The sequence below is a fragment of the Halobellus captivus genome (assembly GCF_003697845.1).
GTDB lineage: Archaea > Halobacteriota > Halobacteria > Halobacteriales > Haloferacaceae > Halorubrum > Halorubrum glutamatedens.
Window position 1 is genome coordinate 37,493 of the sequence record NZ_RDQE01000012.1, and the last position, 13,134, is coordinate 50,626.

General features: G+C 64.0%; 18 protein-coding genes. 8 read left to right on the forward strand and 10 right to left on the reverse strand.

The features are described 5' to 3' along the window. Nucleotides 1-83: 83 nt before the first annotated feature. Entirely contained in the window at nucleotides 84-2,894 is a 2,811-nt protein-coding gene (locus EAO78_RS13970) for a BGTF surface domain-containing protein (RefSeq protein ID WP_343032412.1), read from the reverse strand. A 376-nt stretch (nucleotides 2,895-3,270) separates the two neighbouring features. Then, nucleotides 3,271-3,630 carry a DUF7718 family protein gene (locus EAO78_RS13975; protein ID WP_122106454.1) on the reverse strand — a complete coding sequence of 120 codons (360 nt, stop codon included), beginning with the start codon at nucleotides 3,628-3,630 and terminating at the stop codon, nucleotides 3,271-3,273. Between the two features lie 239 nt (nucleotides 3,631-3,869). Between EAO78_RS13975 and EAO78_RS13980 the strand changes: the two genes are divergently transcribed. Further along, entirely contained in the window at nucleotides 3,870-4,157 is a 288-nt protein-coding gene (locus EAO78_RS13980; protein ID WP_122106455.1) for an HVO_A0114 family putative DNA-binding protein, read from the forward strand. A 289-nt stretch (nucleotides 4,158-4,446) separates the two neighbouring features. Here the strand turns inward: EAO78_RS13980 and EAO78_RS13985 are convergent, their stop codons facing one another. Both EAO78_RS13985 and EAO78_RS13990 read right to left on the reverse strand, forming a co-directional pair. After that, entirely contained in the window at nucleotides 4,447-4,890 is a 444-nt protein-coding gene (locus EAO78_RS13985; RefSeq protein ID WP_122106456.1) for a hypothetical protein, read from the reverse strand. A 2-nt stretch (nucleotides 4,891-4,892) separates the two neighbouring features. Next, nucleotides 4,893-5,417, reverse strand: a complete 525-nt coding sequence (locus EAO78_RS13990) for a DUF7342 family protein (RefSeq protein WP_238987709.1) — start codon at nucleotides 5,415-5,417, stop codon at nucleotides 4,893-4,895. A gap of 235 nt (nucleotides 5,418-5,652) precedes the next feature. Here EAO78_RS13990 and EAO78_RS18795 point away from each other — a divergent pair, with 235 nt between their 5' ends. Both EAO78_RS18795 and EAO78_RS17935 read left to right on the forward strand, forming a co-directional pair. Further along, nucleotides 5,653-5,769 carry a DUF7718 family protein gene (locus EAO78_RS18795; RefSeq protein ID WP_463467552.1) on the forward strand — a complete coding sequence of 39 codons (117 nt, stop codon included), beginning with the start codon at nucleotides 5,653-5,655 and terminating at the stop codon, nucleotides 5,767-5,769. Further along, nucleotides 5,766-5,903 (forward strand): hypothetical protein, encoded by a 138-nt coding sequence (locus EAO78_RS17935; RefSeq protein ID WP_162498079.1) that lies wholly within the window; start codon nucleotides 5,766-5,768, stop codon nucleotides 5,901-5,903. The genes EAO78_RS18795 and EAO78_RS17935 overlap by 4 nt, the downstream gene beginning before the upstream one ends. A gap of 40 nt (nucleotides 5,904-5,943) precedes the next feature. On the opposite strand, the gene EAO78_RS13995 is transcribed toward EAO78_RS17935, so the two are convergent. Continuing rightward, nucleotides 5,944-6,315, reverse strand: coding sequence for a MarR family transcriptional regulator (locus EAO78_RS13995; RefSeq protein ID WP_122106457.1), 372 nt, complete (start codon nucleotides 6,313-6,315; stop codon nucleotides 5,944-5,946). Between the two features lie 211 nt (nucleotides 6,316-6,526). On the opposite strand from EAO78_RS13995, the gene EAO78_RS14000 reads away from it, so the two are divergent. The 3 genes from EAO78_RS14000 (at nucleotide 6,527) to EAO78_RS18225 (ending at nucleotide 7,327) form a co-directional block, all read left to right on the forward strand. Beyond that, nucleotides 6,527-6,721 (forward strand): hypothetical protein, encoded by a 195-nt coding sequence (locus EAO78_RS14000; RefSeq protein WP_122106458.1) that lies wholly within the window; start codon nucleotides 6,527-6,529, stop codon nucleotides 6,719-6,721. Further along, nucleotides 6,714-7,007, forward strand: coding sequence for a type II toxin-antitoxin system RelE family toxin (locus EAO78_RS14005; RefSeq protein ID WP_122106459.1), 294 nt, complete (start codon nucleotides 6,714-6,716; stop codon nucleotides 7,005-7,007). Before EAO78_RS14000 ends, EAO78_RS14005 begins: the two co-directional genes overlap by 8 nt. A 173-nt stretch (nucleotides 7,008-7,180) precedes the next feature. Then, nucleotides 7,181-7,327 carry a hypothetical protein gene (locus EAO78_RS18225; protein WP_203227896.1) on the forward strand — a complete coding sequence of 49 codons (147 nt, stop codon included), beginning with the start codon at nucleotides 7,181-7,183 and terminating at the stop codon, nucleotides 7,325-7,327. On the opposite strand, the gene EAO78_RS18230 is transcribed toward EAO78_RS18225, so the two are convergent. The 3 genes from EAO78_RS18230 to EAO78_RS14015 all read right to left on the reverse strand — a co-directional run bounded on the left by EAO78_RS18230 (nucleotide 7,303) and on the right by EAO78_RS14015 (nucleotide 8,827). After that, entirely contained in the window at nucleotides 7,303-7,473 is a 171-nt protein-coding gene (locus EAO78_RS18230) for a hypothetical protein (RefSeq protein WP_203227897.1), read from the reverse strand. The genes EAO78_RS18225 and EAO78_RS18230 overlap by 25 nt on opposite strands. A gap of 86 nt (nucleotides 7,474-7,559) precedes the next feature. Then, nucleotides 7,560-8,051 carry a hypothetical protein gene (locus EAO78_RS14010; RefSeq protein ID WP_122106460.1) on the reverse strand — a complete coding sequence of 164 codons (492 nt, stop codon included), beginning with the start codon at nucleotides 8,049-8,051 and terminating at the stop codon, nucleotides 7,560-7,562. An 83-nt stretch (nucleotides 8,052-8,134) separates the two neighbouring features. Then, a complete protein-coding gene (locus EAO78_RS14015; RefSeq protein WP_122106461.1) occupies nucleotides 8,135-8,827 on the reverse strand; it encodes a DUF6517 family protein in 693 nt (230 codons plus the stop codon). A 207-nt stretch (nucleotides 8,828-9,034) separates the two neighbouring features. On the opposite strand from EAO78_RS14015, the gene EAO78_RS14020 reads away from it, so the two are divergent. Continuing rightward, nucleotides 9,035-9,775: a hypothetical protein gene (locus tag EAO78_RS14020; RefSeq protein ID WP_122106521.1), complete on the forward strand. Its 741-nt coding sequence runs from the start codon at nucleotides 9,035-9,037 to the stop codon at nucleotides 9,773-9,775. 612 nt (nucleotides 9,776-10,387) lie between these two features. Here EAO78_RS14020 and EAO78_RS14025 read toward each other — a convergent pair. Next, nucleotides 10,388-10,951, reverse strand: a complete 564-nt coding sequence (locus EAO78_RS14025) for a DUF7097 family protein (protein ID WP_122106462.1) — start codon at nucleotides 10,949-10,951, stop codon at nucleotides 10,388-10,390. A 146-nt stretch (nucleotides 10,952-11,097) separates the two neighbouring features. Here EAO78_RS14025 and EAO78_RS14030 point away from each other — a divergent pair, with 146 nt between their 5' ends. Further along, nucleotides 11,098-12,771 carry an aldehyde ferredoxin oxidoreductase family protein gene (locus EAO78_RS14030; protein ID WP_122106463.1) on the forward strand — a complete coding sequence of 558 codons (1,674 nt, stop codon included), beginning with the start codon at nucleotides 11,098-11,100 and terminating at the stop codon, nucleotides 12,769-12,771. Between the two features lie 6 nt (nucleotides 12,772-12,777). On the opposite strand, the gene EAO78_RS14035 is transcribed toward EAO78_RS14030, so the two are convergent. Beyond that, complete coding sequence (locus EAO78_RS14035) at nucleotides 12,778-13,086, reverse strand: ubiquitin-like small modifier protein 1 (RefSeq protein ID WP_122106464.1); 309 nt, start codon at nucleotides 13,084-13,086, stop codon at nucleotides 12,778-12,780. Nucleotides 13,087-13,134 lie beyond the last annotated feature (48 nt).

The following is a 13,134-nucleotide window of genomic DNA, read 5'->3' on the forward strand; positions in this document are numbered from 1 at the left end:
CCGCTGGCCGACGTAGCGCGATAAAGAAATCCCGCGAGGATGACCGGCGCGGGGCCGGTGGTTAGTTCGACGGAGTAGCTGCCTTAGTCGCGACGGCGCGTCGCGAGCAGGGCAGCGGCGATGAGCGCCACGAGGGCGACGAGCGCGCCGAAGCCGGGCGTGCTGTCGTCCGTCGAGTCGTCATCGGTGGAGTCGTCCGTGGAGTCGTCCGAGGAGTCGTCAGTACTGTCGTCCGTGGAGTCATCGGTGGAATCGTCCGTGGAGTCGTCAGTACTGTCGTCCGTGGAGTCGTCGGTGGAGTCGTCCTCGCTGTCATCGTCGTCGCCACCGTCGTCGGGGGCTTCGACGGTCAGCGTGGCCGTCTGGCTGTCGTCGTCGGTGAAGACACCGTGCTCGTAGTCACCGGGGTCGAGACTCGACGTGTCGACATCGGTGTACTCGACCGTGGTGTCCTCGCCACCTTCCAGTTCGATGTCCTGGTCGGCGATGACATCACCGTCGATCTGGAATTCGACGGTCTGGGTCGCGGTTTCATCGCCCGTGTTCTCGATCGTCGCGGAGACGTCGATGGCGTCACCCTGTGTGACGCTACCGGGCGCGCTGAGGTCGGAGACCGCGAAGTTCGCGGGAGCCTCCTCCTCAACGAGCACCATGTCGGAGCTAGCGATGGAGCTTCCGGCAACACGGAAGTTTATCGTTCCCTCGTCACCGACCGAGCCGGCACTGAGGTCGAGTTCGGCTTCGAACGTGCCGTCTTCACTGACATTGAACTCATCAGCCGTCTCGACGAACGAGGGTGAGACACCCTGTGCAGACCGGACGCGAACGCTCACGTCCGAGCCGGGCGCAACGTTGGTCTCACCGGAGACCGTCGCACCCTCTTGTGCGACGATCTGGACTTCGTCGTCCTCGTTCTGGTTGTCGAACGTGGCGTCGCGATCTTCGAGCGTGAACTCGGCAGACTCGCTCTGGACGTTCTCATCGCCAGCCTGGAAGTAGGGGAAGGCGTCTTCGACCTCACCGAATTCGAAGCGCTCGTCCTCATCCGTGTCGTACTCAAGTTCGGCGGTGAAGTCGTCACCGTCCTCGACGGAGCGGTCGAACGTGTCACCGGAACTCGTGTCGGCGATGATGTACATCTCACCGTTCTCGTTGTCGACGAGAACGAAGATGTCATCGTCACCAACGTCGCCACCGGCGAAGTCGAGTGCCACCGGGTCCTGGTTGCCGGTCGCGTCGGTCGACTCGACTTCGAGTGTCACGCCGTCCATGCCGTTGAGGTCGGCGATCGTCTGAGCGCTGAAGCCGTCGTTAAGATCATCGAAGCCGTTGTCAGACTGATTGACCATCTGGCCGTAGATGCCGCTGGCTTCAACCTGAACGATGAGCTGATCGTCGATGGCGATGTCCGACCGCTGGGTCACCGTTTCGAGGACCTCGTCGAGCTCGTCGTTCTCGTCAGCGTTGTTGCCCGGAGCAGTCCACGTCTGGATGTTGTCGATGCCGGGCTCAGTCAGATCGACCGTCGCGAGACCGATCTCGTCGTCCAGCTCGGACTCATCATCGTCGTTCACGACGAACTCGTTGTTCCCGTTCGCGGCGATATCGTAGTCAGTCGGCTGAAGCGGACGCGTGAGCTGTTCGTCAACGAGGTCGGCTTCAGCGTTGTCGATCAAGTCGAGCGCTTCGAGGTAGTCCTCGAAGTTACCGTTACCGTCACCGTTGAGATCGTTACCATCCTCGTCAACGTAGGATGCGTCTTCTTCGAAGTCGCCGCCGTGGATCTCACTTCCGATGATGTCCTCTTCACTGTCGTAGACATCCTCGAAGTCAGCATCCTCATTCCCGAGGGTACGGGTGTTGGCCTGGAAGGTTACTTCATCGTCGTCGTCGTCGTCCTCAAGATAGAGGACGTCGATGAACCCGGCATCCTCACTACCGAACTGAACCCAGGTGTTGTCGGTATCGTCGAGTTCGACGGTCACGTTAACAACGTCGCCTGCGGTCTGTGTGTAGACGCTCTGGCTGAAGGCCGCGGAGCGGTCACGCTCGGTAACCGTAATGTTCGCGGTGTCTTCGGCTTCCGTGTCGGTGACCTCGAAGGTGAACTCGTAGTCACCGGCGTCGATGTCCGAGAAGTTAGCCTCGAACTCGTCGTCCTGGAAGTTAACGAGGACAACCTTCTCGTCAGCGTCCTCCTCCTCGGGGTCGTAGACAGCCACGTTGAAGTTACCAGAGTTGCGACCGTCAGTCAGATCATCCGAAGTCACCGGATCATCTGCAGCATCGCTGTAGCTGTTGTCCTGATTAGTGTTGAGGATGTTGTACAGTTCCTCGTCGTCGAGGTCACCATCAGCACTCACGTTGAGGCTGTATTCGCCACGGTTCGAGGAGATATCAAGGTCGGTCAGGGCGTTCTGCCCTTCGTCAGTGACCTCGTCGTCGTCGAACTCAGTACTGAGGTCTTGGACACGAACCTCGAAGGTTTGGTCCAGACTAGGCGTCCGACTTAATTCCTCTCCGGAGACGAAGTAGTCGTCTGCTTGGAGATCGTCAGTATCGTAGGTGATCTCCCCGTCATCGCCTGGGTTAGCATCTTCGACGAACTGACTGTTAGTGACCTCGCCATCTTCGGTTTCAGTCACTCGGCGAATCTGGTAGTCGCCATCTGCGTCGTTAAGATCGACTGTCGATACATCTTGACCCTGATACGGGCTGGCAGGATCATAACTGATGTCTGCATGTGAATTCGCCGCTGCCGCAGCGGGAGCCGCTGCGAAACCGGCAGCAACCATGGATAGTACCATGACTGCCGTGAAGAAGACCGCATTGGCCTTCTTCCGTGTTGAGTTATTGTCGTTTGTCATAGTTTGTTTCGTTCGTTCGCATCGCATCAGCGGCTTTCTCTTGACCTTCGAGACACGCCCGATCGTCGTCGCCTACCATGTCTCGTCGTACGGCCGGACTCGGTCGGAGGTTACTCGTCCACTGACGCATTTGGGTAGGGGTTGCAACCGTGTGTTCAAGCGTTCGGTATATATGCTTTGTGTGATTTCCTCGAATCGTGTGAACACGCCACAAGCGAGTCTGACCCGCGTCAGACGCTCGTTTTCGGTTCTGAGAACGTCCCGCTCGGTCGAGGCGGAGCGAGTCGTCGTCGCAACGCCTCGCGTGCGCGAAGGTGGCCTCGACGAAGGCGTTCATCGAGCGCTGGCGTACTACGACATCGAGTGAAGCGGGACCGAATCGTCGACAGTCCGTTCTCGCTGCTCAATCCTCGTCGGGTGGCTGCTTCCCGTGGGTATCGAGATAGGCCCTCACGAATCGCTCCCAGTTGTGCAGTAGATACTCGTCCGCTTCCCAGACGTTCGAGAGTTGGACGTCAAAGTCCTTCCTCTCACTGTCCCGTTCTCGATAGTACCGATCGACGTGAATATTCCCTTCCTCGTGCGTACTGTCATCGACTTTCGCCACCTCAACGACGGTTCCATCCGACGACTCGAAGAACAGGACGACGGCAAAGGAGTCGACGTGATTGATATCCGGGTCTGCCCGTACACCGATCTGAGAGACGACTCCTCGTAGCCTTCCTGCCTCATACAGGTAGTCAAAGTCATATCCTTCAGTCATGATGTGATATCAAACGCTAGAGAACGGTCCTTGCTCGACTTCACAGATCACTCGAATTTGAATATATTGATCTCGATCGTGAGGTCTATTTTGCACGGGTAACGATACGATCGAGTACCTTTAAGCCGTTGAGGTTCATACACAACGTATGGGTGGAACTGATGTCTGATGCGAGTTCGGGGAGCCATCCCGGGAACACGTCCTCCGACACCGCTGATCGTGACTCACTCCGAGCGAAGATGGCACGTTCCCTCGCCCGGGGCGGGATGGACGGCGTCCAGGTCATTAGCTGGGAGAGTGCGAATACGGTCCTCACGCCGAAACGACGTGAGATCGTCGAGACGCTCCGGCAGGGGGACGTCGAGTCGGTTCGAGGCCTCGCGCGGAAGCTCGATCGAGATAAGGGCCAAGTCAGCCGAGACCTGGCGGACCTCGCCGAGATCGGTGTCGTCCGATACGAGAAGAACGGGAACGCGAAACGACCGACCCTCACGCAAGACCACGTCGTCGTCGAACCCATCGTGTGAGAGCCCCGAGACCCGTTTCCGGTCTAAACCACCACTGTTCAGTTACGACCCTGTGAGCCGCCGAAATTCGCCGACGCGATCCGGAGTCTAGAGCTTCTCGTCGCTTTCGGCCGATCGGTACCGCTCGGTCGAGTCCCCGGGAGTCGTCGTCGAACGCCTCGCGTGCGCGAAGATGGAAGTATGGAGGGAAGGAAAGGAAGGAAAACGAACGTCGGATCGAGTCGGACCCGACTGGGAACGAACGAGTTCTCTCGCTCTCGTGTCGTCCGGAACACTCGGGAGGCATCGTCTATTCACTGGAAGAATATGCTGGGATCTTCGTTTCGAACAACCGCTGAAGCGCGGTCCACAGGATCTCCGTCGGAACGGATTTTGTGAAGCCTGCGCGTAAACGATCCGCTTCCCCTGTTTTTCGATGTTCGTACTGGAAGTGTACCGAACCGAGATCTGGATGATCCTCGTCGCGATGCCACCCACAATTGAAGCCCGTGTTGGGGTCAGCGTAGTGTATTCGATAGTATTCCGTACCCCGTCGAAACCGCCACTCCACTTCGAGTATTGGGGAGTCCGGACCGGTCGGTGGGTCGATTCGATCGGGAGCGACGTTCGCCCGAACGAACTCCTTCGAGATACTGTCCGGCTCGAACCCGACGGTCGTGATCTTGGGATGTCGATTCAACACGTCACGAAGCCCGTTGTAGACGGAGGGGTCGATCGTTCCTGGCAACCCCATCGTTAGACCGGGATCGCGTCTCGATCGGTCGCCCAATCGTACTGCTTTAGCGCCGCCTTCACGACCGGCAGCCGGTCGGCGAGATGTTCCCACTCGCTGGCGATCTCACGACGAGCGTCGGCTTCATCGGGATCGTTGACGTCGGCGATGCTCGCGAGGAGTTCGCTTGGCGACTCGACGCCGTACTCCGCTTCCCACTCCGCGATCCGTGCCTGTATCGACTCCAGCGTGTCAGCAAGTTCCTCCCGGTCGTGCTCGCGTTGGAGGGTCGCGACTTCGTGATAGGTCGCCATCAATTGATCGACACAGTAGAGCGTCTGCCCGCCACGTTCAATCTTCTGTAACACGTTGTCCTCGACCAGTTGATCGAGGTACTTCCGGGCCGTCTTCGTGGTGGTTTCCGTCTCCTCAGCCACCCACGATGCCGTTCTGGGCGTCCGAAGCGTTCGTGCGGCGGCACGAACCCGCTCACCCCGCGTCATCGACGGTACGTTCGGATCGTCGTCGTCATCGATCTCGTCGGACATGGACGCTACTACGTCCTGATAGAATATATATCCGAGGAATTGTAGATATATTATCTGGGAGAGTGCGAATACGGTCCTCACGCCGAAGCGATGTGAGCTCGTAGAGACGCTCCGGCAACGGGACGTCGAGTCGGTTCGAGGCCTCACACGGAAGCTCGGGTAATCCCTATGAGTGATCTCCGAGGAGCAACACGTGGATGCGAACCGCCCTATGACGCCCCGGTGAATTACGGAGATTCAAGAAGCCTCGAGTTCCCGTAATGCCCTGACGTTCGCCGGAGAACACTTGAACCAGCACGCCGAGAGGTACGTAAAGAGGTTCGAAACATGGCACGGGATCGGAAACCGATGACCGAGGCAGAACTCGAAGCGTTCGACGACGCGATGGACGAACAGGCCGAGGCGGTCCGCGAAGCGCTCGCGGAGGACCTCGGCGGGGATCCGGACGACTACCGGAAGCGTCCGATAGCCGACGGCGGCGACTGATCGCTGACGCTCAATACGAGAGAATACGGCAGAGATCCGGTCATGATTCGTTCTCCACGCTCGGATGCGACTCGCCAGGGGCGTGTTCGTGCCACGACTCCCCGTCCTCCTCGCCGAGTCGATCGTTGAACAGGGTAGTCGCCCGCTCGTAGCCGCTGTAGCCGTCGAGTCGATCGGTGTCGTCGGTCACGGCCCAGTACGTCGCCTTGTGTTCGACGAGGTCGCGGTCCTTCAACCGCGAGAGTGCGGTGCTGACCGCGCCCTCGTCGATACCGATCCGGGAGGCGATCTCGCGCGCCTTGAACGCGCGGTCCTCGTGAGCGGCGAGAAACCCGAGGACCCGATCCGGGACGGACAGTTCCTCGAGCTCGTCCTCGCTCGTGTTCTCGAACGTCTCTCGATCGATCGACATCGTTGACTGACCGTACGTCGGCTACAGTGAAAAGTGATAGGACTGAAAGCTACGAAAGTTTTGAAGGTGCTGATACTTGAGACCCTCTCGCCGCAGTGGATCCCGGGGAGTCGTCGTCGAACGCCTCGTGTGCGCGAAGGTGAGAGGCGAACGTCACTACCTACCGGTGAGAAACTGTTAAGACTGTTAGTCCTGTACGTCCGGATAACCGATGTCGGCAGACAAACGCATCCCGGTGACGGAGGAAACGAGACGAGAGCTCCACGAGCTCAAAGAGCCCGGTCAGACGTACGACGAACTCCTCCAGGAGCTCGCACGGCAGCGACGCCGACGGGACCTGGAGCGGCGCTTTCGAGAGTTGGAAGACGCGGACGGTGACGAGTTGACGTCCCTTTCGGATGTCTGAGTACGAGGTTCTACTGGGTGAACAGGCTCGAGAATTCCTCGTCGTCGCCGACGAGAAGACCGAGCGGATCTGTACGGAGAAACTGGGCTACTTGGCGGAGAACCCCTATCCGGGACGCGGCCGTGGAGACAAGGAGAAGCTCCCCATCGACGGTCGTCGTGACCGATACCGGATACACGTCTCTCGGACCTACACGGCTATCTACACGGTCCTGGAAGACGAAAGCGAAGTGCGCGTACTGGAGATCGTCCCCATCGACGAAGCACACAAGCGCTACGGATTCTGAACCCCGTCGGACGTTTACGTTCGATACTGTACCCGGTCGGATCGGGCGGTGACGCGCGGGATCATCGAAACGGGGGTGGTTCGACCACGACATGCTGGCTGTGGAGCCCGTACTCTGTGCCCCCGAGGGAGATCGAGCCGCCGCGTCGAGCGATCCATCAGGAGATTCGAAACATGGCACGGGATCGGAAACCGATGACCGAGGCAGAACTCGAAGCGTTCGAGGACGCGATGGACGAAGGGGCCGAGGCGGTCCGCGAAGCGCTCGCGGAGGACCTCGGCGGGGATCCGGACGACTACTCGTCCTCGAGCCGGTCGTAGATCTCGGCGTTGCGCCGTCCGTCGAGCGCTCCCGTCTCCGGGGCGATCTCGCGGCGCTCCTCGTCGATTTCGGCCGACCGGTACCGCTCGTAGGGGCGGCGAAGCTCGTCGTCGACCGGCTTCGAGGAGTCGGTGCTTGATACCATCGCCGTGGTCGATCCTTTCGTCGTGGCCGGTTAGGAATTCCGCCGGGAACGACGGTGAAACGCGAGCGGGACGGCGAACCGTTCGTTCACGATCCGTCGCCGACCGGCCCGTCCGTGTCGGAATCCGCGGCGCTGCCGTTCAGCGCCGGCGACGCCGAGAGCAACTCGGTCGCGTCCGCACGCGAGGGCCCGTCGCACGCGAACGTCAACTCCTCGTGGGCGATCGCCCGGTCCCACTCGGCGTAGTCCGTCTCGGCGCGCTCGGCCGCGACGCCCGCGTCCGGCCACAGGACCACGTGGACGAGGGCGCTCTCCCCGTCGGGGGCGACGTACTCCGCGCCGGTCCCCTCCTCGGCAGCCGTCCCGTCGATCGCCAGCGCGGTCGGCCGGCTCCGCTCCCAGCCGTCGCCGGGTTCCGGGAGGGCCCGAACGGTTCGGAGGTCCGGATCGACGACCGGCGCGCTCGACCCGGACCCGTCCTCGCCGCCCGCGAGCGACTCCGCGACCACCCGCGCGCTGGCCGCCATCGCGCCGCCGACCGCGAGCACGCCGGCCGCCAGGACCCCTCGTCGGTTCACGTTACGTCCCTCCGGAACTCGACGGGCAAAAGGCCGTCGGGCAGGGAGGGTGTGGCCTTCGACCGTCCGCTCGCCCGGCCGTCTCAGTGCTCGACCGCTTCCATCAGCGATCCCAGCGTCTCCCCCTCCTCGACCGCCTCCGGATGGACGCCCACGAGCGCGAGCACGTCGTCGCCGTCCTCGACGGTCGCGACGTGGACGAGCGCCGGGACGGTTCCCTCGCCGTCGACGGGCGCGTCCCGGGGAACGTCGAACTCGATCTCGGTCGCGAACGTGGTCACCGTCGTCTCGGTCCCGAGGACCGTCCGCGTCTGTGTGCCGACCTCCTCGAGGTCGTCGACGTTCCCTCCTTCCACGCCGCCGGCCTCGCCGTCGCCGCCGTCGCCGCCACCGCCGCCACCGCCGAGGCCCCCCTCGAGCAGTCGCCGGAGCAGCTCGGCGTCGTCCGCGCGCACCAGCGGGTTGACGGACTGGCCCGCCACGGTCGGGTTCGGCGTGCTCGCGACCAGAAGCGACGACGCGCGCTCGGGGTTCTCGTAGCTCGCGACCCACGTCGTCGCCGACACCTCCCGCTCGATCCCGGCGACCTCGAGCGTCTGCTCGATCTCGAACGACTCCGGCTCCTCGCCCTCGTAGCCGGCCTCGGAGAGCGCCGCGTCCGGCACCCGCGCCGGCTCCGCGTCGAACTCGAAGCTCCCGTCGTCGCCCCCGAGACAGCCGGCGGCGGCGACCGCCCCCGACGCCGCGAGCGCCCCCAGCAGTCGTCTTCGGTACATACCCGGGATACGCCGCGAGCCACCTTTAAATATGTCGGCGTGTGGCGGGCGAGATCGAGGAGGAGAGGAACCCTCCGGAAGGCGGAGCGTCCGCCCCGTCGCCGCCGAGTTCCCGACCGTCCGAGCGGATCCGTCCCGAAGGCACAAAGTTCACGTCACCCCGCCCGCGATGTGAGCCAAATGGAACGACGAGGACAGATCGGCCTGCTGGAGGCGCTTCTCTTGGACGTCGTCCGGCTCCACGAGACCTGGATGGAGATCGTCTTCCCCAGACAGCTCGATCCCAGCACGGTGCTCGGCAAGTGGAAGCCGGAGACCGCCCCCCAGACGGTCGGCTACTACCTCTGGGCGGTCCTCGGGGCCCCGCTCGTCGCGGTCGCGTACCCCCTGCTCCTCGTCGGGTTCGCCACCCGGTTTTACGCCGCGAAGCTCGACTCCGCGGTGACCCGGTTCGGTATCGCGGGCGCGGTGCTCGTCGCGACCGTCGTCTGGGGCGCGCTCACCCTCGTCACCTACCTCCAACTGGCCACCGCGGACGTGATCGCGGTCGGCGCGGCCAGCGTCGTCGCGATCGTCTCCGCCGCGCTCGCCGCCGGCTTCTCGAAGGTCGGCGGCCGCTTCGTCAGCGTCCTGTTGGCGTATCCCTTCGCGATGACCGCGCTCTTCTTGCCGCCCGTCGTGGCCGCGCTCGTCACGCCGAGCCTCGAGGCGGTCATCCTCCCGCCGAGCTACGACCTCGCCGCCTGGATCCTCGACACGTTCCTCGCGGTCGGCGACGTCAACGACACGCTCCGGAACGCCTTCGACCTCGAGACCTTCGGCGAGCAGTGGGGGCTCCCGGGACTGGGCTACGTCCTCATGTGGATCGGCATCTCCGTCCCGCTCGGCTGGTTCCTCGGCGCGCTCGTCGCGCTCGCGAACCTCGTCCGTCCGAAACCCGAAGAGTAACCGCCCACCTTTTTCTCGTCGGGTTCCCTCGCTCACTGCGCTCGCTTCGGGAACCACTCCTCGAAAAACCTGGAGGGAAAAAGCCGACGGCGAGGCGACAGCCGAGCCGTCGGTGAACCGCTCGCTTCGCTCGCGGATGCTCACTACAGACGAAGGAACGAACGATCTGTGGTGCGGTGGCGCGCCTGCGAGCGCCCGGAGGACGCGAGCAGCCCGCGAGGGACGCGGCGAGTGGTGCGAGGTGCGAGCGAAGCGAGCACCTCGACGAGCGAGCCGCGAGGCTGGGGAGGCGTGAGGTGCGGGGCGGTGCGGTTCGGGTGGGATTCAAAGGGGCAGTCGCGAGGACGAAGACGCGTGACGTAAGGACCGCAGGAGCGAACGTAGTGAGCGACGAGAACCGCAGCGAGCGCATCGAGTCCTCGCGGCTGGGGCTTTGGAGGTGCCCACCACCTAACCAACGATCCCGTTCCGATCGACCCGATCTCTCTCGAAACGATCGTTCTACAACCACTTTTCAGTGATCGGCTGTTTCGTGCCGTATCACACACAGAGATCGGACCTCACTGGAACCACGTCCCCCTCGTTAGCCATCGATCCGCACGCCATCGCTTCTCACTTTTCAGTATCGTACCGCTCCCGCGCCGTCTCGAATGCCGACTCCGCGCGCTCTCTCGTCCGCCGACCCTCCCGCTCGGCGATCGCCTCGGGATCCGGGCTCGCGTCGTCGTCGATCCGCGCGATGGAGCCGTGGACCTTCGCGTGACACCAGCGGCACAGCGCGACCGTGATCTCGTGGGGTCCGGCGTCGGGGCGGTCGTCAGTCCCCGAGACTCCCCCGTCGTCCGTCCCGTTCTCCCGTCCCGCGTACGAGAGGTGGTGCTCCTCCACGAGCGGCCGGGCGTCCTCGTGGGCCACTCGGACTTCCTCGAGCCCGCAGCGCGCACACTCGCGGCCGTCGGTCGTCGATCGGTAGTGCGGGCACGCCCGCCACTCGCCGTCGGGACCGACGTGACAGGCGTACCCGTCACGGCGTCGCTCGGCGGCGAACGCGGGGTCGTCGCCGGCTCGCGTCAACGCGAACCGACACCGCCCGTCGTCGGTGAGGTGATCACACACGCCCGCGACCGCGTACGGATCGTCGACGCCGACGGGGGATCCGTCCGGCGTCCGTTCCATGCCCGTGGATGTGCGCGAGACTACTTCAAGTCGACGCGGACGGAGGACGCGGACGAGGATCGTCGGAACCGCCGCGCTCGCGGCGAGTACCGGAAAATCTGTACGGTTCCCGAGACTCCCTAACCCGTCGAGTGGTACACGTCCGCATGAACCACGCGAAAGGCGACCTCCTGACCGTCGACGTCGGCGCCCGCGAGGCGGAGACGACGGATATCGACGAGGTGCTGGCCGCGTTCGTCGGCGGCCGCGGGGCGGCGACGAAGCTCGCACACGACCGGATCCCGTTCGACGCGGACCCGTTCGGCCCCGAGAACCGCGTCTACCTCTCGTCGGGTCCGCTCCAGCACTCGCGGATGAGCTTCACCGGGCGGATGAACATGACCGGCCTCTCGCCGCTCACGGATGGACTATGCTCGACGAACGCCGGCGGCTACCTCTCGCGGAACTTCGTCGACACCGGACACGGCGTCGTCGAGGTCACGGGCGCGAGCGACGAACTCCTCGCGGTCCACGTCCGTGACGGCGGCGTCGAGTTCGAGGAGGTCCCCGAACTCGCCGGCGCGGAGGTGCCGGAGGTGACCGAGGCGATGCGCGAACGGCACGGGCTCGAGAGCGAGCACCTCGCGACCGTGGGTCCGGCGGGGGAGAACCGCGTCCGGTTCGCCTGCGTGATGACCTCGGACAGCCGGGCGTTCGGTCGCGGCGGGATGGGGGCCGTCCTCGGCGCGAAGAACGTGAAGTGTCTCACCTTCGAGGGCGACTCGCCCGCCCGCGTCGACCTCCCCGAGGAGATCCAGTCGGAGATCCACGGCGAGGCGGCGACGGCGGACGACATCATGAAACGACAGGGAACGACCAACGGGACCGAGTTCATCAACGACGAGTTCGGGCTGCCGACCCGGTACTTCTCGGAGATGAGCTTCGAGGGCGTCGAGGGGATCGGCGGCGACGCCGTCGAGGAGAAGAAGTACGAGAAGGCGGCGTGTTCGATGTGCGCGTTCGCGTGCAAGCTCCCCACTCGCGACGAGGAGCGCGGCGTCGAGACGGAGGGACCGGAGTTCGAGACGGTGATGGCGTTCGGCAGCAACGCCGGCGTCGACGACGTCGTCGACGTGATGATCTCGAACGACCGCTGTGACGACCTCGGGATGGACACCATCTCCGCCGGCGACACCGTGGCCGCGTACCTCGCGAGCGAGGACGAGTTCGGCAACGCGGAGCTGGTCCACGAGACGCTCGAGGACGTCGCCCGTCGGGAGGGGATCGGCGACACGCTCGCCGAGGGCGTCGCCCGTTGTCACGAGGAGCTCGGCGTCGAGAACTGGTCGGTGAAGGGGCTCGAGTTCGCCGCACACGACGGCCGGGCGATCCACGGCCAGGGGCTCTCGTACGCGGTGGCGAACCGCGGGGCCGACCACATGTACTCGTCGTTCCTCAGCCTGGAGTACGACGGCGAGGTCGACCCGGAGGGGTTGGAGGGGAAACCCGAGCTGCTGATCGAGCGGGAGAACCGGCAGGTCGTCCGCGACTCGGGGATCTTCTGTGCGTTCGCGAGCGGCTACGTCGACGACGAGGCGAGGGCCGAACTCCTGGACGCCGACTTCGCGGACCTCCTCGCGATGGGCGACCGCGTGATCGAACTCGAGCGCCACTTCAACAACCGCCGCGGGTTCGACCGCGAGGACGACCGGCTCCCCTACGACCTGCCGGGGTTCGAGGCGGCGCTCGACGAGTACTACGAGCTCCGCGGCTGGAACCCGGACGGAACGGTTCCGGCCGGCCACGTCGGCGGAGGAGCCGGCGGCGTCGCCGACGACTGACGGAATTCAGTCCGACGGGAACGCTCGGTCGACGCCGCACCCGCCGTGGATAGGCGGGGCTGCGCGCACCTCGTCGCCCGCCGACAGCGTCGTCTCGAGCCCGTCGAGCCGCGAGACGCTGACGCCATCGACGGTGAGGCTGACGGCGTCGCCGAGGTCCCCGTCGGCGTAGAGGAGGTTCGCCAGATCGGGATGTTCCTCAACCAGTCCCGCCAGGAGGTCCTCGACGGTCGCGTCCGGCGGAAGCTCCCGCTCGACCGTCTTCGCCCCGACGACGTCCCGTACGGGACCGTACGCTCGAAAGACGACCTGCATGCGTACGGGTATCGGACGACCGCGAATAAGCGTTGGCGGTTCCGGGGA

Excerpts from the sequence above, each read along its gene's own strand:
- EAO78_RS14035 (WP_122106464.1), bottom strand. The coding sequence starts at position 13,086 with ATGCAGGTCGTCTTTCGAGCGTACGGTCCCGTACGGGACGTCGTCGGG.
- EAO78_RS14000 (WP_122106458.1), top strand. The coding sequence starts at position 6,527 with ATGTCGGCAGACAAACGCATCCCGGTGACGGAGGAAACGAGACGAGAG.
- EAO78_RS13980 (WP_122106455.1), top strand. The coding sequence starts at position 3,870 with ATGGCACGTTCCCTCGCCCGGGGCGGGATGGACGGCGTCCAGGTCATT.
- EAO78_RS13990 (WP_238987709.1), bottom strand. The coding sequence starts at position 5,417 with ATGTCCGACGAGATCGATGACGACGACGATCCGAACGTACCGTCGATG.
- EAO78_RS13975 (WP_122106454.1), bottom strand. The coding sequence starts at position 3,630 with ATGACTGAAGGATATGACTTTGACTACCTGTATGAGGCAGGAAGGCTA.
- EAO78_RS13970 (WP_343032412.1), bottom strand. The coding sequence starts at position 2,894 with ATGCGATGCGAACGAACGAAACAAACTATGACAAACGACAATAACTCA.
- EAO78_RS18230 (WP_203227897.1), bottom strand. The coding sequence starts at position 7,473 with ATGGTATCAAGCACCGACTCCTCGAAGCCGGTCGACGACGAGCTTCGC.
- EAO78_RS18225 (WP_203227896.1), top strand. The coding sequence starts at position 7,181 with ATGGCACGGGATCGGAAACCGATGACCGAGGCAGAACTCGAAGCGTTC.
- EAO78_RS13995 (WP_122106457.1), bottom strand. The coding sequence starts at position 6,315 with ATGTCGATCGATCGAGAGACGTTCGAGAACACGAGCGAGGACGAGCTC.
- EAO78_RS13985 (WP_122106456.1), bottom strand. The coding sequence starts at position 4,890 with ATGGGGTTGCCAGGAACGATCGACCCCTCCGTCTACAACGGGCTTCGT.
- EAO78_RS14015 (WP_122106461.1), bottom strand. The coding sequence starts at position 8,827 with ATGTACCGAAGACGACTGCTGGGGGCGCTCGCGGCGTCGGGGGCGGTC.
- EAO78_RS14005 (WP_122106459.1), top strand. The coding sequence starts at position 6,714 with ATGTCTGAGTACGAGGTTCTACTGGGTGAACAGGCTCGAGAATTCCTC.
- EAO78_RS14030 (WP_122106463.1), top strand. The coding sequence starts at position 11,098 with ATGAACCACGCGAAAGGCGACCTCCTGACCGTCGACGTCGGCGCCCGC.
- EAO78_RS17935 (WP_162498079.1), top strand. The coding sequence starts at position 5,766 with ATGACCGAGGCAGAACTCGAAGCGTTCGACGACGCGATGGACGAACAG.
- EAO78_RS14025 (WP_122106462.1), bottom strand. The coding sequence starts at position 10,951 with ATGGAACGGACGCCGGACGGATCCCCCGTCGGCGTCGACGATCCGTAC.